General features: G+C 73.1%; 25 protein-coding genes and 1 tRNA gene. 5 read left to right on the top strand and 21 right to left on the bottom strand.

The annotated features are described in order from the left end of the window. Positions 1-52: 52 nt before the first annotated feature. Genes DEI81_RS12610 through DEI81_RS12605 form a run of 3 tightly spaced genes read right to left on the bottom strand, consistent with a single transcriptional unit; the run spans position 53 to position 2,771 of the window. On the bottom strand, positions 53-1,567 hold the full coding sequence (locus DEI81_RS12610; protein ID WP_146244094.1) for a CYTH domain-containing protein: 1,515 nt from the start codon (positions 1,565-1,567) through the stop codon (positions 53-55). Next, positions 1,564-2,436 (bottom strand): hypothetical protein, encoded by an 873-nt coding sequence (locus tag DEI81_RS16035; protein WP_146244093.1) that lies wholly within the window; start codon positions 2,434-2,436, stop codon positions 1,564-1,566. Before DEI81_RS16035 ends, DEI81_RS12610 begins: the two co-directional genes overlap by 4 nt. Then, positions 2,433-2,771 carry a PadR family transcriptional regulator gene (locus tag DEI81_RS12605; protein WP_111011067.1) on the bottom strand — a complete coding sequence of 113 codons (339 nt, stop codon included), beginning with the start codon at positions 2,769-2,771 and terminating at the stop codon, positions 2,433-2,435. The genes DEI81_RS16035 and DEI81_RS12605 overlap by 4 nt, the downstream gene beginning before the upstream one ends. Positions 2,772-2,896: 125 nt before the next feature. On the opposite strand from DEI81_RS12605, the gene DEI81_RS12600 reads away from it, so the two are divergent. Next, on the top strand, positions 2,897-3,169 hold the full coding sequence (locus tag DEI81_RS12600) for a mycoredoxin (protein ID WP_111011066.1): 273 nt from the start codon (positions 2,897-2,899) through the stop codon (positions 3,167-3,169). Positions 3,170-3,316: 147 nt separating this feature from the next. Here the strand turns inward: DEI81_RS12600 and DEI81_RS12595 are convergent, their stop codons facing one another. Further along, positions 3,317-5,446, bottom strand: coding sequence for a DEAD/DEAH box helicase (locus DEI81_RS12595; protein ID WP_111011065.1), 2,130 nt, complete (start codon positions 5,444-5,446; stop codon positions 3,317-3,319). A 386-nt stretch (positions 5,447-5,832) separates the two neighbouring features. Next, positions 5,833-7,065 (bottom strand): phosphotransferase enzyme family protein, encoded by a 1,233-nt coding sequence (locus DEI81_RS12590; RefSeq protein ID WP_111011064.1) that lies wholly within the window; start codon positions 7,063-7,065, stop codon positions 5,833-5,835. An 82-nt stretch (positions 7,066-7,147) separates the two neighbouring features. On the opposite strand from DEI81_RS12590, the gene DEI81_RS12585 reads away from it, so the two are divergent. Further along, a complete protein-coding gene (locus tag DEI81_RS12585; RefSeq protein ID WP_111011063.1) occupies positions 7,148-8,179 on the top strand; it encodes an aromatic acid exporter family protein in 1,032 nt (343 codons plus the stop codon). A gap of 21 nt (positions 8,180-8,200) precedes the next feature. Here DEI81_RS12585 and DEI81_RS12580 read toward each other — a convergent pair whose 3' ends face one another. Further along, on the bottom strand, positions 8,201-8,599 hold the full coding sequence (locus tag DEI81_RS12580; RefSeq protein WP_111011062.1) for a hypothetical protein: 399 nt from the start codon (positions 8,597-8,599) through the stop codon (positions 8,201-8,203). Between the two features lie 322 nt (positions 8,600-8,921). On the opposite strand from DEI81_RS12580, the gene DEI81_RS12575 reads away from it, so the two are divergent. Continuing rightward, entirely contained in the window at positions 8,922-9,599 is a 678-nt protein-coding gene (locus tag DEI81_RS12575; protein WP_111011061.1) for a response regulator transcription factor, read from the top strand. Between the two features lie 16 nt (positions 9,600-9,615). Beyond that, on the top strand, positions 9,616-11,043 hold the full coding sequence (locus tag DEI81_RS12570; protein ID WP_111011060.1) for a cell wall metabolism sensor histidine kinase WalK: 1,428 nt from the start codon (positions 9,616-9,618) through the stop codon (positions 11,041-11,043). 38 nt (positions 11,044-11,081) lie between these two features. Here DEI81_RS12570 and DEI81_RS12565 read toward each other — a convergent pair whose 3' ends face one another. From DEI81_RS12565 to rplU, 15 genes are all read right to left on the bottom strand, one after another. Beyond that, on the bottom strand, positions 11,082-14,519 hold the full coding sequence (locus DEI81_RS12565) for an error-prone DNA polymerase (protein ID WP_111011085.1): 3,438 nt from the start codon (positions 14,517-14,519) through the stop codon (positions 11,082-11,084). Next, positions 14,519-16,132 carry a DNA polymerase Y family protein gene (locus DEI81_RS12560; RefSeq protein ID WP_309146675.1) on the bottom strand — a complete coding sequence of 538 codons (1,614 nt, stop codon included), beginning with the start codon at positions 16,130-16,132 and terminating at the stop codon, positions 14,519-14,521. Before DEI81_RS12560 ends, DEI81_RS12565 begins: the two co-directional genes overlap by 1 nt. Next, positions 16,129-16,875 carry a hypothetical protein gene (locus DEI81_RS12555; RefSeq protein ID WP_181436036.1) on the bottom strand — a complete coding sequence of 249 codons (747 nt, stop codon included), beginning with the start codon at positions 16,873-16,875 and terminating at the stop codon, positions 16,129-16,131. The genes DEI81_RS12560 and DEI81_RS12555 overlap by 4 nt, the downstream gene beginning before the upstream one ends. Positions 16,876-17,065: 190 nt before the next feature. Continuing rightward, a complete protein-coding gene (locus DEI81_RS12550) occupies positions 17,066-17,398 on the bottom strand; it encodes a hypothetical protein (protein ID WP_111011059.1) in 333 nt (110 codons plus the stop codon). Between the two features lie 73 nt (positions 17,399-17,471). Further along, entirely contained in the window at positions 17,472-18,431 is a 960-nt protein-coding gene (locus DEI81_RS12545) for an aldose 1-epimerase family protein (protein WP_181435413.1), read from the bottom strand. A gap of 104 nt (positions 18,432-18,535) precedes the next feature. Further along, a tRNA-Ala gene (locus DEI81_RS12540) sits at positions 18,536-18,611 on the bottom strand. A gap of 69 nt (positions 18,612-18,680) precedes the next feature. Then, the gene (gene rsfS, locus DEI81_RS12535; protein ID WP_111011057.1) at positions 18,681-19,049 is read right to left on the bottom strand and encodes a ribosome silencing factor; all 369 of its coding nucleotides are present in this window, start codon (positions 19,047-19,049) and stop codon (positions 18,681-18,683) included. A gap of 129 nt (positions 19,050-19,178) precedes the next feature. Beyond that, positions 19,179-20,786, bottom strand: coding sequence for a hypothetical protein (locus DEI81_RS12530; RefSeq protein ID WP_111011056.1), 1,608 nt, complete (start codon positions 20,784-20,786; stop codon positions 19,179-19,181). Beyond that, positions 20,783-21,382, bottom strand: coding sequence for a nicotinate-nucleotide adenylyltransferase (gene nadD, locus DEI81_RS12525; RefSeq protein ID WP_111011055.1), 600 nt, complete (start codon positions 21,380-21,382; stop codon positions 20,783-20,785). Before nadD ends, DEI81_RS12530 begins: the two co-directional genes overlap by 4 nt. A gap of 11 nt (positions 21,383-21,393) precedes the next feature. After that, positions 21,394-21,600, bottom strand: coding sequence for a hypothetical protein (locus DEI81_RS12520; protein WP_111011054.1), 207 nt, complete (start codon positions 21,598-21,600; stop codon positions 21,394-21,396). 48 nt (positions 21,601-21,648) lie between these two features. Then, positions 21,649-22,914 carry a glutamate-5-semialdehyde dehydrogenase gene (locus DEI81_RS12515; RefSeq protein ID WP_111011053.1) on the bottom strand — a complete coding sequence of 422 codons (1,266 nt, stop codon included), beginning with the start codon at positions 22,912-22,914 and terminating at the stop codon, positions 21,649-21,651. Between the two features lie 51 nt (positions 22,915-22,965). Beyond that, entirely contained in the window at positions 22,966-23,787 is an 822-nt protein-coding gene (gene proB, locus DEI81_RS12510) for a glutamate 5-kinase (RefSeq protein WP_111011052.1), read from the bottom strand. 64 nt (positions 23,788-23,851) lie between these two features. Further along, positions 23,852-25,375 (bottom strand): GTPase ObgE, encoded by a 1,524-nt coding sequence (obgE, locus tag DEI81_RS12505; protein ID WP_111011051.1) that lies wholly within the window; start codon positions 25,373-25,375, stop codon positions 23,852-23,854. A 116-nt stretch (positions 25,376-25,491) separates the two neighbouring features. After that, complete coding sequence (gene rpmA / locus DEI81_RS12500; RefSeq protein WP_111011050.1) at positions 25,492-25,743, bottom strand: 50S ribosomal protein L27; 252 nt, start codon at positions 25,741-25,743, stop codon at positions 25,492-25,494. Between the two features lie 12 nt (positions 25,744-25,755). Further along, positions 25,756-26,064, bottom strand: a complete 309-nt coding sequence (rplU, locus tag DEI81_RS12495) for a 50S ribosomal protein L21 (RefSeq protein ID WP_111011049.1) — start codon at positions 26,062-26,064, stop codon at positions 25,756-25,758. Positions 26,065-26,217: 153 nt separating this feature from the next. Between rplU and DEI81_RS12490 the strand changes: the two genes are divergently transcribed. After that, positions 26,218-26,493, top strand: a complete 276-nt coding sequence (locus tag DEI81_RS12490; protein ID WP_111011048.1) for a DUF4031 domain-containing protein — start codon at positions 26,218-26,220, stop codon at positions 26,491-26,493. The last annotated feature ends 15 nt before the right edge of the window (positions 26,494-26,508 follow it).

Below are 26,508 nucleotides of genomic sequence, written 5' to 3'. Positions count from 1 at the left end.
GCGTCCTGAGCGGCAACGACTGCGATCTCGCGGGAGGGGGTGACGGGCTGGGTCAGACGCGCGAGAGGGCCTGCACCGCGTCGTCGTAGGACTCCTCGGCACGACGCACGCGGTCGCCCGCGAGCACGCCGTAGCCGAAGGTGTCCTCCCCCGCGCGCGTCGCGATGCCGGCGACGTGCCGGAGCTCCTCGAGCGCGTGCAGGGACTGCGCCCGCTCGGTGAGGACGTCCGCCGCGACGGTGATCCGGCGGCCGAGTGCATGCGGGAAGGCCTCGTCCCCGAGGACGTCCATCGCGATCCGCATCCGCATCGTGGCCAGCCACGCGCGTTCGGTCGCCTCGCGGTCGCCGGTCTCGTCCGCCGGGTCGTCACCGACCGCGGCGCGCACGAGCTCGCGCACGACGGGCTTCTCGGCGGCCGTGACGTCCTGCGCCACCCGCTTCGGGGTCCGGAGCGCCCAGGCGGTCGGCTCGGGTCGCTCCACGGCGTCGTCGAGCAGGTCGAGCAGGTCGAGGTACTCCGGCGTGTGCAGGAACCGGAGGGTGTCGCGCACCGCCTCGTCGCGACGCTCACGGGTCGCCGCGAGGAGCCGTTCGCGCGCCAGGGTGTCGACGAGTGCGTCCTGCGCCGGCGTCCCGGCCCGGTGGAGGTCGCCGACGAGGTACTCGGCCGACGCCGCACGGCTCACGACGTCGGCGAGCATCTCCGCGGCGGCCACCGCGCGGTCGGTGAGGTCCGCGTCGGCGAAGGCGGCGCGGTAGGCGCCGAGCACCGCCGCCAGGCCGAGCGACGTGGTGGCCAGTCCGCGGAGGTCGGCGGTGTCGCCGGACCGGAGCCGGGCCTCCCGGCGGGCGAGCGACGAGCGCAGTCGCGCGACGCGCTTGCGGAGGACGCGCGCGGCGGAGCCCTTGGCCGGCTTGTCCGTGGTGCGGAGGCGCGGGGCGTCGACGCCCGCGAGGCCACGGGCGAGCTTCGAGGAGACGGCCGCCGGCTGCGCACCACGCTCGGCGAACCGCGCGTCGAGGCCGTCGAACAGCGTCTGCGCCACCTGCTCGTCGACGCCCTCGACCGCCTCGACCTCGACCTCGCGCCACGTCCGCGGCCCGGTCGGCGCGTCGGGGTCGAGCCGGAAGGCGCTGACGTGGTCGTCCGCGAGCTCGGCGACCTGGTCGCCGTCCTCGTCCAGGAGGCGCGTCACGGCCCGTTCCGTCCGGATCCGCACCACGGGGCGCAGCGCCCGCCCCCGGCGCTCGGCGAACAGCGCCGCGAGCACCGCGTCGGGCACGGTGTCGGTGTCCTCAGTGAGCGGGAAGTGCTGTTCGTGCCGGACCGTGTCCGAGGCCGCGCGTTTGATGTGCCAGCCGGCGTCGGGGCCTCCCGTGCGGCGGCGGACCGTCACGTGTGCGGCCACCAGGTCGAAGCGCTCGGTGTCCCAGTACGTGGCGTCGAGCTCGAACGGCTCCTGCCGCTCGGCGCGGAGGATCCCGCCGACCCCGATCAGGTCCGGCAACTCGGCCTCCGGGGCCAGGTCGTAGGTGCGTTCGATCTCGAGGTGCGTGTCGCTCACACGTCCTTGTCTACCAGCCCGCCGCCGGTGGCCCGAGCGTCGTCGAGACGGCCGGCGAGGACGGCCGCCGCGATGCTCCCGAGGAAGGGGACGACATAGGCCAGGAGCATGACGAGGAACAGCGCCGTGTAGGGCACGACGGTCGCGAGGCTCCAGACCTCGGTCAACGGCCAACCGAGCGCCGTCGCGATCACGGGCATGCCGAGGAGCCACCAGTCCGTCGCGGACCTGGAGCGGAGCACGAGGCGGCCGGCCGCCACGGCGACCGCCGACCCACCGAGCCACGCCCACGCGGGTCCGGGCGTCGACGTCAGGACGAGGGCCGCGAGTCCGGCCGCGCCGAGCACGACGAACCCGACACCGGCGAGCCGGCGGCCGCGGGTCGACGCGTCCGTCAGCAGCAGGGCACCGATGGCCGCGAGCGCCGGGACGACGACGAGGAGGGCCACGACGACGACCGTGAGGACCCGGATCCAGTCCGATCCGTCGTAGCGCGATCCCATGGCGGACAGCCCGGCTCCGACGAGCATCGAGCAGATGGCGAAGGCGACGAGCGCCGAGGACGTGCGGATGGTGCGCGGCGCGGCGCGCCCCGACAGTGCGGACATGGATTCCCCCCAGGTCGATCGGTGGACGGCGCGGCGGTGGAACAGCGCCGTGGTGAGCGCCCCGAACGCCAGGCTCGCGCGGGGCAGGTCGAGGTCGGCGGCGTCGCGGAGGTCCGCGTGCCACTGCTCCATGCGGACCGGTCGGTGGTCGGCGGGCGAGAGTGCGACGGCGAGGTCGACGACCGCTCGCGCGAGCGGGTGCGGCGGGGTCGACGCGCCCTCGGCGCCGTGTCGAGCCGCCGACGATCGGGGGCCGATCACGGGGTCACCGTCCGGCCGGGCGCGGTGCGCCGTGACGGTCGCGCGGCGGCGCGTGCCCGGTGCTCGTCGGCGGACGCGACGAGGTCGCGGGCGGCGACCCGGCCCTCCCCCGTGAACGCGTAGCGGCGGCGACGCGGGCCGGATCGGTCGGGGTCGTCATCCCATGACCCGGTGATCCAGCCCTGGCGCTCGAGCCGCTCGAGGATCGGGTAGACCGTGCCGGACGGGCGCCCCGTGGTCTTGATGAGCACGAGGCCCCAGAGTGGCTCCTCCTGGGCGAGCAGGGCCTGGAGGACGTCGAGCGTCGGTGCGGTGACGCGCTGGAGTGGTTCCATGGACCGAACCTACCTATGTCGGATAGGTGTGTCAACCGGTCCTGCGGTCCGGTGGGCCGACCGGGAGGGCCGGGGCGGCGTCCGGCAGGAATACCCGCGCAGGCACGTCGGTTACCGTCGGCATCATGAGTGACACGATCTCGAAGGACGCGTTCGTCCCCGCCGCCGGCACCGTCACGATGTTCACGACCGGCTGGTGCGGCTACTGCAAGCGACTGAAGACCCAGATGGACCGCGCCGGTGTCACGTACACCGAGGTCAACATCGAGGAGACCCCCGGCACGGCCGAACTCGTGGCCGCGGTGAACGGCGGGAACCAGACCGTCCCGACCCTCGTGTTCCCGGACGGCTCGACGGCGACGAACCCCTCGCTGGCGGAGGTGCAGTCCCGCATCTGAGCACCGCCCTCGTCGGCGGCCGCGCGTGGAGGCGGACGCCTCGGCGACGCGACCTGATCCACCCGCACGGGAACGGCCCCGGAGACCAGTGGTCTCCGGGGCCGTTCCCGCGCCGGGCGCGTCGACCGCGGGCGGCCGGCGACGGGGTCAGCGCCCCTCGAGCGCGTCCGTGAGCATGGCCGCCATCGCGTCGAGCTGGATGTCGCCCGAGTCGACGAGCTCCTCGTCCGAGCCGTCGAGCGCCCGCGCGGCGAGCCCCGCCTTGCTGTCGATGAGCTCGGCGATCTTCGTGTCGATCGTCTGGGCCGCGATGATCCGCCACGCCGTGACGGGCTCCTCTTGTCCGATGCGGTGCACGCGGTCGATCGCCTGCGTCTGCTCGGCGCTCGTCCACGACAGCTCCGCGAGGACGACGTTCGACGCGACCTGCAGGTTGAGGCCGACGCCGGCCGCGGTGAGCGAGCAGACGATCACCGCGACGTCCGGGTCGTTGACGAAGGCGTCGATCTCGGCCGTGCGCTGCGCCGTCGACTGCTCGCCGCGGACGGTCGCGGTCCGCAGGCCACGGCGCGCGAAGACCTCTTCCGCCTGGTCCATGACGTCGAGGTGCTTGGCGAAGAACACGACCTTGCCGACGTTCGACGCGAGCTGCGCCGCGTAGTCCGCCGCGAGCTGGGCCTTGGCACGACCGATGCGCCGGACCATCGAGAACACGTTCTCGCCGGTCGTCGTGGCGTCCTGGTCCTCGAGCTCCCACCGCGCGACCTGGCGGACGAGCTTGTGGTCGATGCCCTCGACCGGGGCCTGGCCGGTGCGGGCGGCGAGCGCCTGGTGGTAGCGGGCGACGAGCTTCGCGGTCAGCTCGCGCTCGGCGTCGCGGATCGACCGGCCGACCTCGTCGTCGAGTTCGACGGGGATGTCCGCGATCCGGCGCGCGGGGATGTCCGCCGCGACGTCGACCTTGCGGCGTCGGACGATCCCCATCTCGATGACGGCGCGACGGGCCTCCACGAAGAAACCGGGCTCGGCCGGGGTCAGCCCGATGTCCTCGAGGGCGTTCATGAGTTCGGCGCGGGGCTTCTTGTCGTCGATCCAGCCGAGGAACTGCCAGATCGTCCGGAAGTCCTCGACGCTGTTGATGAGCGGGGTGCCGGTGAGCGCCATGAGGAGCGGCCGGGCCATGCGCTCGCGGATGCGCTCGGCGAGCTGCAGCACGAACCGGGAGCGCTGGGACTCCTTGTTCTTGATGAAGTGCGCCTCGTCGACCACCATGCCCCGGAACCCGAGCGCGCCGAGCCAGCCCACGTGGCGGTCGAGGATCTCGTAGTTGACGACGATGACGTCGGCGAAGCCGTCCATGTCCTCGCCGTCCCCGTGCAGCACCGTGACGGATCGGTTCGGCACCCACCGCTGGGCCTCGCGCATCCAGTTCGTCTTGACGACGTTCGGGACCACGACGAGGAGCGGGAACGCGTTCGCGGCGTCCGCGGCGAGGAGCGACTGCGCCGTCTTGCCGAGGCCCGGCTCGTCGGCGAGCAGGAACGTGCGGTGCCCCTGCGCCGCCGACGCGACCAGCTCCGCCTGGTGCTTCATGAGTTCGGCACCCGCGGGGGTCCGGAGGGTCGTGGGCTCCGGGAGCGGCATCGACGCCACACCCCCGCCCGCGCCGTACTCGAACGACTTGAACAGCGGGCCGAACAGCTCCCAGTTCGCGAGGCGCCGCGGGTGCGCGACGGGGGCCTCGGCGAGCGAGAAGTCCGGCGGGAGGAACGGGTTCGCCAGCTGCCGGGCGACGACCTGCTGCGGCACGACGGCCCGCTCCGGGGCCTCGACCGGCGAGGTCGGCTCGGCGGCGATGACGAGCTCCTCGGGCGCGAGCTCCATGCCCGCGGCGATCATCATGTCCCGCTTGACGGTCCGCGTCGACTCGGAGACGGGGGCGTCCTCGGCGAGGAGCTGGATGACGCTCGTGTCGCGGGCCGCGGTCTTGGCGAGGATGGTGGCGACGCCGTCGAGCCGCTTGAGCTGTTCGGCGCGCTGCGCGTCGGTCAGGTCGGCGTCCGCCTTGACGCGGGCGCGCTCCTCGCGCATCAGCTGTGCGACGGCCTGGAACTTCGTGCGGTTCGAGGGGCGGAGCGCCCCACGCTGGGCCGCCGCCTCGACCTCCCGTACGGCGCGGGCGAGCACGGGGATGAGCCCCTCGTTGTCGACGGGTCGCGTGCGACGGGGTGCGGACCGCACGCCGCCGGCCGCTCGCCTGATGCCTGATCGAGCCAACGCTCCTCCTGTCTCCCGATCGACGGGAGTCCCCGACGGTGTCCGCCGGTACGTCTCGTGACGGACCGCGCGCGGCCGTCGTTCCGGACACCCGTGCGACACGACCGGACGTGGCCCGGGGCGAGCCTGTTCGACGCGCCGGGCCGGTACCGATCAGGAGACCGGGTGGGTGCCCCTCCATGAACTGTCACACGCTCGCGACGCCGCACGGATGTCGGGTCACCGCCGTCGCGTCCCGACTCCGGGGGGCCGGGACACGTGACCGCCCCCGGAACCGGGTGGGCCGCCCCCGGAATCGGGACGGCGTGCGGCGCACGGCGCGTGCGCAGCCAGTCTAGTGCACCGCACCTCCCCCGCACCATGTGGGAGCCCCGGGAGGCCTCGCCTCAGGACCCGCGACCGGGTGCGGACCGTGGCCGCAGACCGGGCCCCGGGGCGGGCAGCGTCGCCGCCGGTGCGGTGAGCGCGGCACGGGTCGCGGCGAGGAGCTGCTCCGCCGTCGCGATCCCGTTCGCCGACCCGGTCGTCGCCTGGCCACCCGCGTGAGCGAGGAGTTGCGAGCCGATGGCGGGTCCGATGCGCTCGGCGCCGTCCGGGTTGCGTCGAACCCAGTCCCGCGCGATCGCGTCGGCGAGCCGTTCGGCAGCGGCGCCCCGTTCGGCGTCCCCGCGCGACCGGTGCCAGAGGCCCGTCACGACGAGGTGTGCGACGACGGCGCCGACGTCCCGGACCGGGTACCCCCACCCGGCGGTGTCGATGTCGAGCAGGCCGGAGATCCGCCACGGCTCATGCTCGTCGACGAAGATCTGCTCGAGGTGCAGGTCACCGTGCACCACCTGACGGTCGGACGTCGACCACCCGATCGAGCGCCGCCCGATCGCGTCGTACAGTCGGTCGATCTCCTCGGCCTCCCCCGGCAGCGCGGACACGAGTGTGCGCCGGTGCCAGTCCGCGTGGTCCATCGCGTCCGCACGCGCCTGCTGCGTCAGCCGGACCGTGGCGATCCGGCCGGTCAGTGCGGCGAGCGACGCGATGAACCGGGGATCGTCCGCGATCTCGAGGATGCGACTGCCCGCGGGGACGCCTCGGACGCGCTCGAGCACGAGCAGACCGTCACCGCGGGACGACAGCACGCGCGGCACCGGGAGTCCGGCCGCCACGAACTGCTCGTGCGTCCGGACGATCGGGGTGACGCGGTGTGGTCGCACGACCTTGAGGAACACCGTGCCCTGGGGCGAGTCGACGCGGACCACCGCGCGTTTGCCGGGTCGGTACGCCGCGACCGTGAGCGTCGGTGCGGTGACGGGCATGCCCGCGGCGGTCAACAGCTCCGCCACCGCGTCCCGGTAGGTCACGTGCGGCAACACCGGGAGGCCCGGGTCGTTCGGGTAGGCCCACACCGACACGGCGTCGCCGGTCACGGGGTCGAGCACGACGGCGGAGTGCTGGTCGTGGCCGCCGCCCGTGTCGACGTAGGTGAGCACCGTCGCCCGTGCCCCGGCGGCGTCGACGGTGTCGACCTCGTAGCCGTACAGGTACCCGTTGCCCGACGGCTCGACCGAGTGTGCGCGCGCGGACAGCACCGTCGTCCCCGAACCGGCGAACGCCTCGGGGAGCACGCGATCATGGTCGGGCCACACGCGCCCAGTCAACCGTGTCCCGCATCGATACGCCGGGAGCGGCGCTCGGTAGCCTCGGACCGTGAACCCCGTCGCGCGTCTCCGTCAGGCGACGCGGACGCCGTTCCTGCAGGTCGTCAAGACCGCGGTCGCCACGATCGCCGCCTGGGTGCTCTGCACGGCGCTGCTCAACTCGGAGTACCCGATCTTCGCCGCGATCGCCGCGCTGCTCGTCGTGCAGCCGAGCGTCAACCAGTCGTTCGTCCGCGGCCTGGAACGCAGCGCCGGAGTGGTGCTCGGCGTGCTGCTCGCCACCGCGCTCCACCTGCTGCTCGGTGACAACACGTGGATCGTGCTGCTCGTGATCGTCCTGGCGATCCTCCTGGCGTGGACGCTCCGGCTCACGCCCGGTTCGTCGACGCAGATCCCGATCAGCGCGATGCTCGTCCTGTCGACCGGCGCGACCACGCCGCACTACGCCGTCGACCGGATCATCGAGACCGTCATCGGCGCCCTCGTCGCCCTCGCCGTGAACGCGCTCATCGTGCCGCCCGTGCTGCTCCAGCCCGCGCACCTGGCGGTCGCCCGTCTCGCGCGGGACACCGCATCGGCGTTCGAGCGCATCGCCGTGGGACTCACCGAGGGCCGGGACCGCACCGGGTGGGAGGCCGACCTCGCCACCGCGCGGACGCTGCGGCAGGCGCAGGCCCGCTCCGACGCCGCGCTGGCCGCCGCGCGGGAGAGCCTGACGATGAACCCGCGCGGCGGGCGCCACCGGACGATCCTCGAGCGCGACATGGAGATCGCCGGGCACCTCGCCGTGATCGTCACCCGCGTGATCGGGATGACCCGGGCGATCCGGGACAACGTCGCGCCCGACCTCGTCGAGGACCGCGCGATCGGCCGCATCGCCACCGAGGTCGCACGGATCGCCGCCGAGGTCCGGGCCTTCGCCGCTGCCGATCAGCGGCCGATCGCCGAGGATCCCGCCTCGCCGACGCTCACAGCCCCGGTCGTCGTGCTCCGGCCGAACGAGGACCACTGGATCCTCATCGGGTCGTTGCTCGAGGACGTCCGCCGCGTGCGCGAGGAACTCCTCGGCGAGGGGGCCTGACCCGACGCCGCGTCGGCCCGGTCAGCGCAGCGGGTCCGCGCACCGCTCCGAGCAGGTCGCCGTCGCGGTCGCCGCGGCGAGCGCCGTGCGGATGAGCTCGTCCCACGCATCCCCGACGGCCGCGTCGGCCACCGGGCCGGTGTGATGGCGCGCCGCCGCCCGGATCTCCGCGAGCGCCGCGACCGCGTCGGCGCGCCCCGCTCGGCCCGCGACGTCCGGGAGGCCCGCCCGCAGGTCCGCGAGCGCCCGCGCCCGGTGCGGCGCCGCGAGTTCCTGGAGCCCCGTCATCACCCGCCACGCCGCGCGCAGTTCGAGTCGTAATCGGCGCACCGCCGGGTGGAGGGCCTCCCCCCACCCGTCGTCCACGAGTCGGTCGCCGGCGAACCGGTCGTCGACACGCTCGTCCTCCGTCGGCCCCACCGACGCTTCGTCCCCCGTCACCACGGCCCCCCGTCTCCCGCTCCCCCCGTCGCACCCCGGGGTGCGACGTCGACGGCGCCGAGCGCACGTCGTCGCCGCAGCGTAGCAACGTGCGGACGCTGCGTGCGCGATGTGTGCCGAGGATGTGCGGACCGGTCGCCCGACGATGCGCGGAGTGGACGTGACGGACGCGGATCGGGCCTCCCGGCCGTCCACCGGCGCGGCGGCCCGCACCGACGCTGTGACGAGATTCAGCGACACCACGGGGAACGCCGCACGCCCCGCAGCGCGGAGTGCCACCATGGCCCGAGGAGGTCAGGACATGCGGCTGCTGGTGGTGGAGGACGACGACGAGATGCGCGCGCTCCTCGAACGGGGACTCGCGGCCGAGGGCTACCGGGTCACCGCCGTCGAGAACGGCGTGGAGGCGCTCATCGCGCTCGGCGAGCAGGCGTACGACCTCGCCGTGGTCGACGTCATGATGCCCGGCATGTCCGGCTTCGAGCTGAGCCGCCGCATCCGCGAGCGCGAGGACCCGATGCGGATCCTCCTCGTCACCGCGCGGGACGCCGTCGACGACCGCGTGTACGGCCTCGACTCCGGTGCCGACGACTACCTCACGAAGCCGTTCGCGTTCGCCGAGCTCACCGCGCGCCTGCGGGCCCTCGGCCGGCGCGAGGTGGCTGGCGCACCTCGGACCATCGAGGTCGCCGACGTCGCCATCGACTCCGAGGCACGACGCGTCGTCGTGCAGGGCCAACGCGTGGCGATGAGCCCGACCGAGTTCGCGCTCCTCCGGCTGCTCGCCCGCTCCGCCGGGAGCGTGGTGGACCGGCCCAAGATCCTCGAGGAGGTCTGGGACGGCAGCCAGCACGTCGACCCGAACGTCGTCGAGCAGTACATCTCGTACCTCCGCAAGAAGCTCTCCGCGCACGACGCGTCGGTCGCCATCACGACCGTGCGCGGTCGCGGGTACCGCCTCGACAGCGTCGGGGCCTGAACCGGTCCTCCCCGCCGTGTTCCGGCCGCTCCGTCTGCTGTCGCTCCGCGCACGGATCACCATCGGCAGCACCGCGATCGCGGCCATCGTCATCGTCCTGCTCGTCGTCGTCGTCCGGCTCCAGGTGATCTCCGTCGTCGCGAGCGCCACCACGACCCTGCTCGTCGCCGACGCGGACCCCTACATCGCCGCGCTCGAGGTCGACAGCTCGCCCGACCTCGGGAGTCCCGGCAACGGTCAGCTGGTCGCCGTCGTGTCGCCGACCGGGCAGCTCGAGTTGACGACCATGCCACGGAGCTTCGAACACGAGATCCGATCCCTGTCCACCGCGAGCGCCCGGACCTCGTCGATCACCGTCGACCGCTCGGAGTACCGCGTCGTCGTCGAGCACGTCACGAACGACGCCGGCCGGTGGACGGTCGTCGCCGCCCGCAACGCGCAGTCCGAGCGCATCGTCGTGGACGACCTCACCGAGACGCTCGGCGTGCTCGGGCTCGTGATCCTCGTGGCGTTCGGGATCGCGTCGTGGATCCTGGCGACCGTGGCGCTCCGGCCCGTCGCCCAGATGCGCCGCGAGGCCGAACGGCTCCGGGGCACCACCGACCGGGCCGAGCTCCCCGTCGGCCCCGCGCAGGACGAGCTGTCCTCGCTCGCGACGACGCTCAACGCGTTCCTCGCCCGGACCCGGCAGGCCACGGAACGGGAACGGCAGATGGTCTCGGACGCGAGCCACGAACTCCGGACCCCGCTGGCGATCCTGACGACGCAGCTCGACCTCGCGTCGCTCGACACCGGCGACGCCGACGCGCTCGCGGGACACATCGACCGCGCCAAGCAGAACGTCGCGCGGCTGTCCCGGCTCGCGAACGACCTGCTCACGCTGTCCCGCGTCGAGGAGACCGAGGCCCAGGCCGACGAGGTGGCGCGCACGACGAGCTGGACGGACCTCGGCGACGAGGTCATGTCCGCCGTCGACCGCGTCCGGCTCATCGCGGGCGCCAAGGACATCACCGTCGACTTCGAGCTCGAACCCCCGATCGCCGTCGGCGGGTCCGGGCCGGGCATCGGCGGCGGCACCGTCGAACCGCGCTACCGGCTCGACACGAGCGGCATGGCGCAGCTCGTCACGAACATCGCGGGCAACGCCGTCGCCGCGCTCGAACCCGGGGGCGGCATCGTCGTCACCTGGCGCGCGGAGGCAGGGCAGGGCGTGCTCCAGGTCACCGACGACGGGCCAGGCGTCCCGGACGCGTTCGTCCCCGTCGCGTTCGACCGCTTCACCCGCCCCGACGCCGCCCGACGGTCCGTGCATCCCTCGCCCGGCGGCTCGGGCCTCGGACTCGCGATCGTCCGCGCCATCGCCGAGCGCGCAGGAGGCACGGCGAGCCTCCGCAACGTCCGGTCCGGCGGCCTCGAGGTGACGGTGCGGGTCCCCGCGGTCTGACCCCGCCCGGCTCGCCCCTCCCCCTGCTCGCCGCCCGGTCAGTGGAAGTCGCGGGAGCGCGTCCGGACCGCGAGCGGCAACCGTTCCATGTGGTCCGCGACGACGTTCACCACACCGTCGGGTGACCGCTCGAGGATCCCCCGCACGACGAGCGCCGGTGCCTCGCGGGCGACCCGACGGAACCGTGTCCACACGCCGACGCTGCAGATCACGTTCACGAGGCCGGTCTCGTCCTCGACGTTCATGAAGGTGATCCCGGACGCCGTGGCGGGACGCTGTCGATGCGTCACGACCCCGCCGACCTCGATCCGCCGCCCGGTCTCGGCCGTCATGAGCTCCGCGACGCTGAGCACGCGCCGCCGGGCGAGATCCCGCCGCACGTGCCGGATCGGGTGGTCGTCCGGTGACAGCCCCGTCGACCAGATGTCCGCGATCAAGGCGTCACCGTCGGTGAGCTGCCCGAACAGCGGCGGCTGCACGACCACCTGCGTGTCGGGGAGCTGGTCCGGGCGTTCCGCCGCAGCCTGCGCCGCCGACCACATGCCGCTGCGACGGTCGATGTCGAACGACGCGAACGCGTCCGCCGCAGCGAGCGCCTCGAGCTGCGCCGTGGTCAGCCCCACCCGCCGAGCCAGGTCGGACATGTCCCGGAACGGGCCGTTCGCCTCGCGCTCCGCGACGATCCGCTCCGCACTGCGTCGGCCGAGGGACGTGACCTCGACCAGGCCGAGACGGACCGCGAAGGCACCGTCGCGTCGGTGGTCGTCCGTGTCGAACGGTGTGCTCCGGTCGAACGGCCGGACGGGCTCCTGTTCCTGGGCCAGGCAGGTGTCCGAACCGGTCCGTGGCGGCAGTCCGTCGTCGCCGAGCGGTGCGTCGGGATCGAGGACCTCGAGCGTGGCGTCGACCCCCGACCGCAGGATGTCCGGGCGCCGCACCTGCACTCCGTGGCGTCGGGCGTCCGCGACGAGCGACTGCGGCGAGTAGAACCCCATCGGCTGCGCCCGGAGCAGTGCCGCCAGGAACGCGCCCGGGTAGTGCAACCGCATCCATGCACTCGCGTAGACGATGAGCGCGAAGCTGATCGAGTGGCTCTCCGCGAAGCCGAAGTTCGCGAACGCCTGGATCTTGGCGTAGATGGCGTCGGCGTCCTCGCCCTCGATGCCGTTCGAGGCCATGCCGCGGTAGAGCTTGTCGCGGAGCGCCTCGATCCGGACCAGCCCCCGCTTCGACCCCATGGCGCGGCGGAGCTGGTCGGCGTCCTCGCCCGAGCACCCGCCCACGGTCATCGCCATCTGCATCAGCTGCTCCTGGAACAGCGGCACCCCGAGGGTGCGCTCGAGCACCGGTTCGAGTGCCGGATGCAGGTAGGTGATCGGCTCCTCCCCGGTCCGCCGCCGGATGTAGGGGTGGACGGCGCCGCCCTGGATCGGACCGGGACGCACGAGCGCGACCTCGATCACGAGGTCGTAGAACCGCCGCGGTAACAACCGGGGCAGGGTGCCCATCTGCGCCCGGGACTCGACCTGGAACACCCCGACGGTGTCGGCCCGGCACAGCTGGTCGTAGACGCCCTGCTCCTCTTTCGGCATGTCGTGCATGTCCCAGCGCTCACCGCAGTGGTCGGCCGCGAGGTCGAACGCGTACTGCAGCGCCGCGAGCATGCCGAGGCCGAGCATGTCGAACTTGACGAGCCCCATGAAGGCGCAGTCGTCCTTGTCCCACTGCAGGACCGTCCGGCCGTCCATGCGGGCGTGCTCGATGGGGACGACCTCGCCGACGGGTCGGTCGGTGAGCACCATGCCGCCCGAGTGGATGCCGAGGTGCCGGGGGAACCCGAGGACCTCGCGCGCGAGTCCGACGACCTCGTCCGGGATGTCGTGCTCCGTGCTCTCGGTGACCGACCCCCACCGTTCCACCTGCTTGGACCAGGCGTCCTGCTGTCCCGGGCTGTGCCCGAGCGCCTTCGCCATGTCGCGCACCGCGGCCTTCGGACGGTAGGTGATCACGTTCGCGACCTGCGCCGCGTTGAACCGGCCGTACTTGGCGTAGACGTACTGGATGACTTCTTCGCGGCGGTCGGAGTCGAAGTCGACGTCGATGTCGGGCTCTTCGTCGCGCATGCTCGAGAGGAACCGTTCGAACGGCAGCCCGTACCGGATCGAGTCGACCGCCGTGATCTCGAGCAGGTAGCAGACCGCCGAGTTCGCGGCGGACCCACGGCCCTGGCAGAGGATCCCCCGACTGCGCGCGTACTGCACGAGATCCCGCACGATCAAGAAGTACCCGGGGAAGTCCTTCTCCTGTATCACGTGCAGCTCACGCTCGATGCGGTCACGCTTGACCGGGTCGACCCCGTCGGCCGAGCCCGGGTAGAACCGCCGGGCGCCCTGCCAGACGAGGTCGCGGAGCCACGACATGGGCGTGTGCCCGTCGGGCACGTCGAGGTCCGGGAGGCCCGGCGCGGCACTCCGCAACCGGAACGACAGGTCGTCGGCGAGCTCCACACTCCGCGCCACGGCGCCGGGGTACCGGGCGAACCGACGGCTCATCTCGGCCCCGGACCGCAGGTGCGCCGTGTCGGCGGCGGGGAGCCAGCCGTCGAGTTCGTCGAGGCTGCGGCGTGCCCGGACAGCCGCGAGCGCCGTGGCGACCCGGAACCGGTCCGGGGTGGCGTAGTGCACGTTCCCGGTGGCCACGACGGGCAACCGGAACCGCCCGGCCAGTCCGGCCAGGAGGTCGTTGCGGGCCGTGTCCATCGGGTCGCCCTGGTCGATGAGCTCGACGGTGACGTGCTCGCGCCCGAACCGGTCGAGCAGGTCCCGCAGTGCCCGCTCGGCGGCGTCCTCACCCCCGGTCTCGAGGGCGGCGCGGACGGTCCCCTTGCGGCACCCCGTGAGCACGTGCCAGGCGTCACCGGCCCGCTCTGCGAGGTCGTCGAGGTCGTACCGGGGCCGGCCCTTCTCCGCACCGGGCGACAGGTGTGCGCTCGTCATGGCGGCGGCCAGTCGGTGGTAGCCCGCTTGCCCGCGTGCGAGGACGAGCAGATGTGTGCCCTCGGGGTCGGCGACGCCGTTCTGCGGTTCGGACAGGCCGAGGGAGAGTTCCGCGCCGTACACCGTCCGGATGTCGGAGTGGGTCTCGGCGACCTCGGCCATCCGCGCCGCCCCGTAGAGGCCGTCGTGGTCGGTGAGTGCGAGGCCGTGCAGGTGCAGGCGTGCGGCTTCCTCGAACAGGTGCTCCGGTGGGCTCGCACCGTCGAGGAAGCTGAAGGTCGAGTGCGCGTGCAGCTCCGCGTACGGCACCGTCAGGCCGTCGTCCACGATCGAGGCCGGCGCCGGTGTGTACGGGACGCGTTTGCGCGACCACGCCGGGCTGTCACCGCCGTCACCGGGAGGCGCTGCCCCGGGACTGCGCTTGTCCGACAGCGCACGCTCGAACTCCGACCACGGGATCGGTGGGTTGTTGTACCCCATCAGGTCGCCACCGCCTCGGCCCACCACCGGCCATCCGCCAGGACGACGGTCCATGCGCGCCCCTCGGCGTCGACGAGCTGCATCCGGTGCAGACGGCGACCCCCGGCCTCCCACCAGCGCACGACGAGCGGCCATGGCCCCGCCCATGCGACCACCGCACTGAAGCGTCCGCCCCGGTCCCCCTCGGCGCGGAACCGGTCCGGCTCACCGGTCAGGATGCTGCGCCCGTCGACGTCGACCGGGGTGCCGTCGGCGGCGACGACGTCCACGGGCCGAGGACGGTCGAGGACCGTCGCGGGTGCGGGCCCGGGCAACCGACCGGGCCACGGGCGTGCACGGGCGACCGCGACCGCGCGCTCGCCCCCTGCCGGGGTGTCCCCCCACGGCACGAACAGCGTGCGCTCCGCCAGGGTCCGACCGCCGGCGATGCGTGCCGTGACGACCCCGTCGTGTCCGACCATGCCCTGGATCCGGGCGAGGCCGTGGTGCACCCGCTCGTCCGGCCCGGAACCCCAGAGTCCACGCTCGTGGTTCGTGACCGCGTCGACCGCCTCGGCCTCGAGCCGGACGTGGGCGACGGGGGCCTCGAGCCCGGTGGGGTCCGTACCGCCCTGCAGCTGCCACCGCACGCGGTCGACGACGTCGGCGGGGTCGAACCACCGCGGATGGGCCCAGGTGCGGTCGAGGCAGACGCCACGGTCGTCGGTGATCTCGATGCGGATCGTCGTGGCCACGAGCTCCGCCGCACGGAGCCGCTCGGCGAAGGTGTCGGCGGACCGACGGAACGCGAACGCCACCTGGTCGGCACGGTCGAGCGGGGGTTCGAACGCGGCGTCGACGGTCAGGTCCGGTGGGACGTCGCGGGCGGTGACCGCACGTGGGTCACGGCCTCCGGCGAGCCGGTGCAGGAACGCACCCTCCGGCCCGAACCGGTCCCGCACCTGCTCGTCCGTGAGCTGCGCGAACGCACCGAGCGTCGTGATCCCGAGCCGCCCGAGCACCATCGCGAGGTCGTCGCGACCGAGGACCGACAACGGCAGCGGTGCCAGGAAGTCCGCCGACGCACCCTCGGGGACGATGCGGACCCGCTCGACATCGCGTGTCCGGGCACGTGCCGCCTGCTCCGCCGCGAACGGGGTGTCCGCGATGCCGACCCGCACGCCCGGCGCCCCGTGGTCGGCCGCGATGCCCGCGAGCGTCAGCGCTGCCGGGTGCTCCCCGCCGTAGTAGCGGGCCGGCCCCCGGGAGCGGATCGCGAGCGTCCCCGGACGCAGGACGTGCACGCCGGGCACGGCACCCTCGACCGCACGGATGACGGGCTCGAACGCCCGGTGGTCGAGGGCCTCGTCGTACTGCTGGACCACGAGCGTCGTGCACCGGGCCTGGGCCTCGCGGATGCGCAGCCCGCGGAGGACGCCCTCGTGACGAGCGGCCGCGGAACAGGCGTACACGAGCCCCTTGGCCACGAGGGCGATCGGCCGCTCGGGGTCCGCCCCGGACGCCACCGCAGCGGCGAGGACGGGCCAGTCCGGGCACCACAGGACCATCGTGCGGGTGGGCGGGGCCTCGACGGGCGGACTCCCCGCCCCGAGGGCCACCGTTCCACCGGTCACGACGCCACCGCCACGGGACGCGCTCCCCGGTCTCCGCCGGCCGTCGTGACGACCACCGGGGACCGGGTGCCGGTCGGATCACCGCTCGCGGTCGCCGACACCGACGGCTGGACCGTCCCGTCCGCTGCGGGGAGCAGGAGTTCGGCGCTGCGTGGGCGTCCAGCGCCGGCCCGAGTGGTCGCCACGACCGTTGCCCGCCGTTCCGACAGGTACCCGAACCCGCGTCCGATGCCCTGCCACGAGGAGTCGGTGACCCGGAGCGAGGCCTCGGCACCGGGCCAGCTGCCGAGCGCGACGAGGGCGGCACCCCGCTGCCGGAGCCGTGCCCCGAGGCGAGCGACGTCGCCCGGGGTGACGCGCCCGAGCGGTCGGGTCAGCACGATCGTCGCGACGTCGGCCAGCGCCGCGGTGACCGTCAGCCACTGGTCGCCCGGGTCGGGCACGAGCACGAGCCGCTCCAGGTCGATCCCGGAGGCCGCGGCGGCCTCGACCCCGAAGGACGGCACACCGACCACGGCGCACCATGCGCCGGACGCCGACGCCGCCTGGAGCATGGTCATCGCCAGCAGCACCGACTCGTGCACGCTGTAGGCCGCCCCCGACCGGAGTGCGCCACCCGGTAGGAGCGGCGCGAGCGCAGGCGACGTCGGGAGCGCACCGGTGTCGATCCGCGTGTCCTCCATGTCCGCGATCCGGGAGCGGAGGCTCGTGATGCGCTCCAGCGCCGCCCGCGCCTCGGCCACGTGGTCCGGTTGTCGGACCGCGCGTGCACCATGGGCACCGGGTGCCGGTGTCCGATCGCCCCGCTCTCCGAGGAGAGCCGCCGCCGTCTGCATCGCCCCATGTTCGAACATGTGTTCGATCATGTCAACCGGGTCCGACATCCGCTGTGGACGCCGGATCGTCGTCGGCACGACGGTGGACACGGCCCCGCTACCGGACGACGCCGAGGAGCACCCAGCCCCCACCGGTCCCGATGACGTCGACGACGACGCTCGGCGCGTCGGCGTCGAGCGGCGTGGCCTGGAACCGCCACAGCGCGGGAAGCCCGTCGTTCCGGGCATCGCGGGCACCGTCATCCCCGCCGCCCGGTCCGAAGTCCCACTCGTCCGGGCGGCCCCGCCACCGGGTCGGCCGGTCGGTCACGTGGTAGCGGACACCGTCCCACAGGAGATCTCGGGGCACGCCAGCCGCCGTCGTGCCCACCCGCACCACTCGCGCCTCGCGCACCGGCACCGCGACCACCGCCTCCCGATCATCGAACACATGTTCGAATCGGCAGTGTACGTCGCTCGTCCACGACACGCCAACGGAGTCGCCGTGGCGCCTCCGCGCCCGGTCAGACCGCGGTGATCGTCCAGGAGGCCGTGGCCGACTCCCCCGGTTCGACGACCAGGAGGCCCCGCTCGGCTCCGGCATTGAACGCATCCGGGGCGCAGGTCATCGGTTCGACCGCCAGGCCGACACGGTGGTACTCGGGCACGACGTGGTCCGCGGTGTGCACCTGCACCCAGGGGCACTCCGGGCCGAAGGTCATCCGCACGCCAGAGCCGTCGGCGGCGGTCACCCGCACGGTCGCCGTGCCGTCCGCGTCACGGTCGAACCCGGTGAAGGCATGGTCGATGAACCGCGAGCCGATCCGCTCCGGCACCCGGAGGTCGAACACACCGTCGTCGACGTCCGCCACCGGGGACAACGCCGTCGGGACCAGTCGGTCCGGCGTCACCTCGAGCACCTGCTGCGCCGGCAGGTGCAGGGTCCAGTCGTCGACGTGCCCGGGGCCTGCGACGAGGTACGGGTGCGGCCCGGTCCCCCAGGGCGCCGCGTCGGGGCCGGTGTTCGTCCCCGTGATCGTCGTGTGCAGGCCCTGCTCGTCGACCTGGTGGGTGACCGCGACCTCGACCCGGAACGGGTACCCGAGCTGCGCGGGGATGGTGGTGGTGAGGACCACCCGGTCGTCGGCCCGTTCAGCCACGGCGAAGTCGGCCCACGCGACGAGGCCGTGCAACGCGTGGCCACGCTCCGGCTCGGACAGGGCGAGCAGGTGGTCCTGCCCCGCGAACGAGTACCGGCCGTCCACGACGCGGTTGGGCCACGGCGCGAGCACGGCGCCGCGGAACACCGGACGGACCTCGTCCGCGTCGAACGGCACGACGACGTCACGGCCGTCGTACCGGAGGCTCCGGAGCGTCGCCCCGATCGACGCGATCGTGGCCGTGTACGGCCCCGCGCTGATCGAGCATTCGGTCCCCGACAGGGGCTGACTGGAGGTGTCCGCGGTGCGCGGCGATGCGCTCATGCCGACCAGGCTATCGGTGTCCCGCCGAACCGCCGGCCGAGATCGCGACCAGCGACGGCCCGCTCGACGACGAAGGCCCCACCGGAGCGGGGCCTTCGTCGTGATGGTGGATCTGAGGGGACTCGAACCCCTGACCCCCTGCATGCCATGCAGGTGCGCTACCAGCTGCGCCACAGACCCAGGTCGGTTGCCCCCGTGCGGAAGCAACCAGTCAAGCGTACACCATCTGCGAGGGCCGCCCGACCACGGTCAGTGGGTGACGGGGACCTCGAGCGGGATGCTCGGGCAGTCGGACCACAGGCGCTCGAGCGAGTAGTACTGGCGGTCCTCGTCGTGGAAGACGTGCACGACGACGTCGCCGAAGTCCAGGAGGACCCATCGACCCTCGCTCCGCCCCTCGCGCCGGAGCGGCTTGGCACCGGCCTGGAGCATGCGGTCCTCGACCTCGTCCGCGATGGCGAGGACGTTGCGCTCGTTCCGGCCACTCGCCAGGAGGAACACGTCGGTCAGTGGGAGCGGACCCGTCACGTCGAGGGCGACGAGGTCCTCGGCCTGCTTGTCGTCCGCCGCGGCGGCAGCGATCTGGGTGAGTTCGAGGGCTCGGGGGGAAGCGGTCACGGATTCCTTCGGTCGTTCGACGCCGGGTGGGCGTCGATGCCGTCGATCATAAGCGACACCTCCGACACGGACCAGCCTGGAGGCCCGACTCGGCTCCCGCGGAGAGCGAACGCCCGCCGGTGGCCCGGCTCAGAAGACGCCGAGCGAGAACATCGCCACGACGACGGCGATGACCCCGGCCACCCCGACGCTCGCCGCGGAGTACGCGAGCACGGTCGGCATCCGCGACTGCTTCGGCTTCGCCGCGGCGAGCACGACCGCACGGGTCGACGTGTGGCTCGACACCGCGCGGCTCGCCCGGACGGGGACCGCGTCGTTCGTCGCGGTCTCGGCGTCGTGCTGCTCGAGCAGTCGATCGACCTCGACGCCGTCGATGTGCGGGGTGTGCGCCCCGGTGGCGGCGAGGGTCTTCGGCAGGTCGATCGACCCGGTGATGATGACCTCGCCCGTGGCGTTGAGGGCACCCGTGACGTCGCTGAGCGCCGAGTTCGGCAGGATCAGCGCGTTCGTCTGCGTCTGCGTCGCCCGCGACTGCCCGGTCTGGGGATCGTGCAGGTGCTCGTCCGCGGCCTCGGCCTGGCGGGACCAGTGGCCCGTCGGCGTCGCGATGGTGCCGGTCGTGGCCGGCGGCTCCGGGGTCGCTCCTCCACGCGCGGCAGCGGGACGGGCCCGACCCGCCGAAGCGGGTGACGCCGGACGCCGTTCTTCCGTACGAGCGTCGGCCGCGGTGGGCGCGGCGGGCGATCCGGCCACGTCCGAGAGGTCGAGGGGGAACACGTTCGGCGTCGAGGCCGCCGGGAGGGCCGGATCGAGCACGTCGTCGGTGCTCGCGTCGATGCCCTCGGCGGCACCGGACGCGGACCGCGGGCGCGTTGCCCCGGCGTCACGGGCATCCGGGACGTCACCGGCACCACGCTCAGCGCGGTCGCCACGGGCAGCGTCGTCACCACCCGCAGCCTCGTCGTCATGCACCGCACCGGCGTCCCCGGCCGGGACGATGTCGACGATCGGCTCGGCCTCGGGGAGCGGGGCGTCGGGCTCCGGTGCCGGCGGCGCCCAGGTCGACCGGTGCACCCGCGGCTCGTCGCTGTGGGCGACGGCGTCCGAGAGCGGCTCGATGGCGTCGGGCGAACCGTCCGCCTCGGTCGCCTGGTGGAGGATCGCGGCGTCCGGCGCGGGCTCGTCGTGCTCCGCGGCGATGCGCTGGCCCTCGAGCGCGGCGACGTCGCCGAGGACGTCCGCCACGGTGCGGTCGGACGACTGGGGTGACGGCGTCCGGAGCGGGACGGGTGCCTGGTCACGGTGCTGCTCGGCCTCACGCAGGGCGCGGAGCTGACGCCGCGTCATGCCGGTGCCGGGGACGATCTCGGTGGCCGATGCGGGCGGGGCGGCGTCAGCGGCGCGGGACGGTTGGACGGCTGCGCGCTGCGTGGGCTCCGCGGCGCCCTGATCGGCGACACCACCCCGCACCGGCACCGCGGCGGCCTGTGCTGGTGCCGACGCGGCGGGAGCGACGTGCGAACCCGGACGCCGGCGCGGCAGGTCGGTCGGGGCGGCGGGCGGTGCCGAGGGTACCGCGACGCTGCGCGGGCCATCGGCCGCAGACGCGACGGATGCGGGAACGCCGGCGGCCACGGCGGCCTCCGGCGTCACGGGCTGAGCACCGGTCTCGGCGGCACGCTCGCGCTCTCGGGCCTGACGCCGCGTGAGGGGCGGCTGCGAGTCGGACGAACTCATGCGACGCTCCGATACAGATGGTGCTTGGTGATGTACTGGACGACGCCGTCCGGGACCAAGTACCACACGGGATGTCCTCGGCCCACGCGGCTTCGGCAGTCGGTCGACGAGATCGCCAGTGCCGGTACCTCGAGCAAGCTTACGTCCCGCTCCGGCAATCCGGTGACGGTCAGGTCATGTCCCGGCCGAGTCACAGCAACGAAGTGGGCGAGGTCCCAGAGTTCGGAGTGGTCCTTCCAGTCGAGGATCTGGGCCACGGCGTCGGCGCCCGAGATGAACACGAACTGGGCGTCCGGTCGTTGGTCGCGGAGGTCACGGAGGGTGTCGATCGTGTACGTGGGGCCGGGGCGGTCGATGTCGACACGGCTCACCGTGAACATCGGGTTGGACGCGGTGGCGATCACCGTCATGAGGTACCGGTGCTCCGCGTCCGACACGTCGGACTTCATGTAGGGCTGGCCGGTCGGGACGAACACGACCTCGTCGAGACCGAACGAGGACGCGACCTCGCTCGCTGCCACGAGGTGACCATGGTGGATCGGGTCGAACGTGCCGCCCATCACACCGATGCGCGGCCGACCGGTGCTCTCGAGCATCGGGCGGCGGGTCAGATCTTCGTGTGGCCGAACTCGTCGACGCCGGTCTCGTCGGTCCGGGTGGCGTCGAACTTGTGGCTGTGCCGGTAGGCGACGTCGCGGAAGCTCCAGGTCACGAACCCGAGGAACGTGAACACCGCGGCCGCACCGAGCGGGAAGATGAACCGGGGCACCTCGGCCGTGGTGGGTTCTCCGGCAGCGAGCAGCAGGTGGATCATGGGCGCTCCGATCATTCCGATGGGGTGTGGCGGTGGCCGCGCCCCAGTCTAGCCGCGCACCTGACCGTGTCCGCGCACGATCCACTTCGTGCTCGTGAGCTCCGGCAGCCCCATCGGCCCTCGCGCGTGCAGCTTCTGCGTCGAGATCCCGACCTCGGCCCCGAACCCGAACTCACCGCCGTCGGTGAACCGCGTGGAGGCGTTCACCATGACGACTGCGGAATCGACCTCGGCGAGGAACCGGTCCGCGTTGCGGAGGTCGTTCGTGACGATCGACTCCGTGTGCTGGGTGGACCACCGGCCGATGTGCGCGATCGCGGCGTCGAGGTCGGGCACGACCCGGACGGACAGGTCGAGCGCCATCGATTCAGTGCCCCAGTCCTCCTCGGTCACGGGGACCGCCTGCGGGACGAGCGCGCGGGTCGCGTCGTCACCGCGCAGGGTGACCCCCGCCTCCAGGAGGCGCGCCGCCACCACGGGCAGGAGGCGCGGTGCGGCGTCCTGGTGCACGAGCAGCGTCTCGAGGGCGTTGCAGACGCTCGGACGCTGCACCTTGCTGTTGAGCACGATGTCGACCGACCAGTCCTCGGGGGCCGACGCGTCCAGGAACACGTGGACGACGCCCGCACCGGTCTCGATCACCGGGACCTGCGACTCCGTGACGACGGTCTGGATGAGACCGGCGCTGCCGCGAGGCACGAGGACGTCGACCAGCCCCCGCGCCCGCATGAGCTCCGTCGCGCCGTCGCGGCCGAACTCGTCGATGGTCTGCACGAGCGCGCCGGGCAGCCCCACCGTCGCCACGGCGTCCTGGATGCGCTCGACGAGCACGGCGTTCGTCCGGGCGGCCGCCGAGCCGCCGCGGAGCACGACCGCGTTGCCGCTCTTGAGCGCGAGGCTGGCGATGTCCACGGTGACGTTCGGCCGTGCCTCGTAGATCGCCCCGACGACCCCGAACGGCACGCGGACCTCGGTCAGCTGGAGTCCGTTCGGCAGGGTCGAGCCGCGCACGGTCTGCCCGACGGGGTCGGTCAGCGTGGCGACGTGCTCGACGGCGGACGCCAGCGCCTCGATCCGCGTGGGGTCCAGCCGCAGGCGGTCCAGGAGGCCCGGCGCGAGCCCGCCCTGCTCCCCCGCTTCGAGGTCGCGGGCGTTGGCCGCGACGATCTCGTCAGTGGCCGACCGCACGGCCGCCGCGATCGCGCCGAGCGCGGCGTTCTTGACGTCAGCGGTCGCCGTCACGAGGGCCGGTGAGGCCGCGCGCGCAGCGACGAGCTTGTCGACGAGCGTGGGGTGGACGGCGGTGGTTGCCATACCCGGATTGTAGACGGGGCGACCGACGGGAGGCGGTGCCACCGACCCGCGCTACGCCTGCGGTCCGGCGGCGAACCAGGTCCCGATCGCGTCACCCGTGAGCGCGCGGTCGACGAGCGCGGTCGCGGTGACGAGGACGCTCGTGCCGGCCTCGGCCGCGAGGCGGGCGGCCGCGACCTTCGTCCCCGCGCCCCCCGTCCCCACGCCTGCGACGCCGACCGAACCGAACGTGACGCCGGCGAGGTCGTCACCGAACGGGACCTCCGCGATCCGCTCGGCGCCGGGCTGCTCCGGCGGCTTCGTGTAGAGCGCGTCGACGTCCGAGAGGAGGACGAGGACGTCGGCACGGAGCAACCGCGCGACGAGGGCGGCCAACCGGTCGTTGTCCCCGAACCGGATCTCGTGCGTGGCGACGGTGTCGTTCTCGTTGACGATCGGCAGGATCCGGAGCGCGAGCAGGCGGTCCATCGCCCGCTGCGCGTTGACCCGGTGCGTGGGGTTCTGCAGGTCCCCGGCGGTCAGGAGCACCTGACCGGCGACGATCTCGTACCGGCGCAGGCTCCGCTGGTACCGGTACACCAGGACGTTCTGCCCGACGGCCGCGGCGGCCTGCTGCGTCGCGAGGTCGTCGGGGCGGGCGTCGAGCGCCAGGTACGGGAACCCGGTCGCGATCGCCCCCGACGATACGAGCACGACCTCGGTGCCCCGGCCGTGCGCGGCGGCGAGGGCGTCGACGAGGGGTTCGATCTGCCCGGCGTTCTCCCCGCTGATCGAGGACGAGCCGACCTTGACGACGATCCGGCGCGCGGTCGGGACGTCGGCACGGGTCCGGACGGGCGTCGGCTCCGCGCGCGTGGTCGTGCTGTCGGTCATCGCTGCGGCACTCCTGTCGTGTCGGGTCGTGGTCCTGCCAGGTGCTCGGGGCGGGCGTGGTCGGTCAGTCGGCGTCCGGCTCGGTGTCGTCGTCGTCCGCCCAGAGTCCGGCGACGCGCTCGCGCTCGAGCTCGGCGCGCGCCTCGGCCTTGGCGTCCATGCGCTCGAAGTACTCCGCACGGCGCTGACCGCGGGTCGGGCGGGGGTTGAGGTCGAGGCGGGAGTCCGTGCCGCGTGCGCTCGTGATGAGCTCGGCGGTCGAGGTGAGTGTCGGCTCCCAGTCGAAGACCATGCCGCCGTCCCCGCCGATCACGACGGTCGAACCGGCCACCGCGCCGGCCTTGAAGAGGTCGTCCTCGACGCCGAGCTTGGCGAGTCGGTCCGCCAGGTAGCCGATGGCTTCCTCGTTGTCGAAGTCCGTCTGCTGCACCCAGCGCTCGGGCTTCGCCCCGCGGATCCGGTAGAACCGGTGCTCCTCGCCACCCTCGGCGCGGACGGTGTACTCGGTCTGGTCGACCGCCCGGGGACGGAGCACGATCCGCTCGGGCTCGGGCTGGGTGGCCTGCGTGACCCGGGCCTGCTCGACGATGTCCGCGAGGGCGAAGGTCAGCTCACGGAGTCCAGCGTGCGACGCGGTCGAGATCTCGAACACGCGGTAGCCCCGCGACTCGAGCTCCGGCCGCACGAACTCGGCGAGCTCGCGGGCGTCGGGGACGTCGATCTTGTTGAGGGCGACGAGCTGGGGACGCTCGAGCAGCGGTGTCTGACCGGCCGGCACGGGGTACCGCTCGAGTTCGCGGAGGATGACGTCGAGGTCGCTGATCGGGTCACGGCCGGGGTCGAGCGTCGCACAGTCGATCACGTGCAGCAGGGCGCTGCACCGCTCGACGTGCCGGAGGAACTCGAGGCCGAGTCCGCGACCCTCCGACGCCCCCTCGATGAGGCCGGGGACGTCGGCGACGGTGAACCGGACCGATCCCGACTCGACGACGCCGAGGTTCGGGGTGAGCGTCGTGAAGGGGTAGTCGGCGATCTTCGGCTTGGCGGCGGAGATCGCGGCGATCAGGCTCGACTTGCCCGCGGACGGGAACCCGACCAGGGCGACGTCGGCCACGGTCTTGAGTTCGAGCCGGACGTCCCCGGTCTCGCCGAGCGTCCCGAGGAGCGCGAACCCGGGGGCCTTGCGCTTCGGTGTGGCGAGGGCGGCGTTGCCGAGGCCACCCTGGCCGCCCTGCGCGACGACGACGCGCATCCCCGGGCGGTCCATGTCGGCGATCTGCTCGCCACGCTCGTCGTACACGACGGTGCCGACGGGCACCGGGAGGTCGAGCTCCTCGCCGCTCGTGCCGCTGCGCATGTCGCCCATGCCGGGCTGTCCGTTCCGGCTGGAGCGGTGGGGCGACCGGTGGTACCCGAGCAGGGTCGTGACCTGCGGGTCGCTGACGAGGACGATGTCCCCGCCGTTCCCGCCGTTGCCGCCGTCGGGCCCGGCGAGGGGCTTGAACTTCTCGCGGCGGACCGAGACGCAGCCGTTGCCGCCGTTGCCCGCGGTCAGGTGCAGGGTGACGTGGTCGACGAAGGTGGCCATGGTGTCCTCACGGAGCTGGTGCCAGGGGCGCCGGACCGAGGGCGCCGCACCCGGCGGGAAAGCGAAGAAGGGCGGGCACTCGGCCCGCCCTTCTCGTGGAGTGTGTCGTCGTGCGATCAGGCGTTGACGATGTTGACGACCTTGCGGCCGCCCTTGGTGCCGAACTCGACGGCGCCCGCGGTGAGCGCGAAGAGCGTGTCGTCGCCGCCACGGCCGACGTTGGCGCCCGGGTGGAAGTGGGTGCCACGCTGGCGGAGGATGATCTCGCCCGCGTTGACGACCTGTCCGCCGAAGCGCTTCACGCCGAGGCGCTGCGCGTTCGAGTCACGACCGTTGCGAGTGGAACTCGCACCCTTCTTGTGTGCCATTGTTCTTCCGCCTTACGCGATCTTGGTGATCTTGACGCGGGTGAGCTCCGAGCGGTGGCCCTGACGCTTCTTGTACCCGGTCTTGTTCTTGAACTTCTGGATGACGATCTTCGGGCCACGGAGGTCGTTCAGGACCTCGGCCGTGACCGTCACGCCGGCGAGGTCACTCGCCGCGGAGGTGACCTTGTCGCCGTCCACGAGGAGCACCGGCGCGAGCTGGATGGTGCCGTTCTCGTCGCCCTTGATGCGGTCGATGTTCAGGACGGTGCCGACCTCGACCTTTTCCTGACGGCCGCCGGCGCGCACAACTGCGTAAACCACGTGGAATTCCTTACGTACTCTGCTGGAGGGAAGTCTGCGGTGCCGTCGCCGACGCGGTCGACGCGGGCATGAGGCCTCGCGGACACCAACAACCAAGGGTACTCGATGGCTCCCGGTCCGGTCAAACGCGCGCCACGCCGTAGGCTCCTCCGGGTGACCGTGCTCATCGACCCTCCCGTCTGGCCCGCGCACGACACGGTCTGGTCGCACCTGGTGAGCGACGAGTCCTACGACGAGCTCCACGCCTTCGCGGCCCGCGCCGGCCTGCCCCGCCGCGCGTTCGACCACGACCACTACGACGTCCCCGCGGCCCGGCACGACGAACTCGTCGCGCTCGGGGCCCTCGCCGTGTCCGGCCGGGAACTCGTCCTCCGGCTCATCGCGAGCGGACTCCGGGTCCCGCAGCGCGACAAGCGCTCCGGGCACTGACCCGCTGCCCAGGGC

It is taken from the genome of Curtobacterium sp. MCBD17_013 (assembly GCF_003234565.1).
Classification (GTDB): Bacteria; Actinomycetota; Actinomycetes; order Actinomycetales; family Microbacteriaceae; genus Curtobacterium.
Note: the sequence above shows the minus strand (reverse complement) of the source record. Positions and strands in the feature narration are given on the sequence as shown.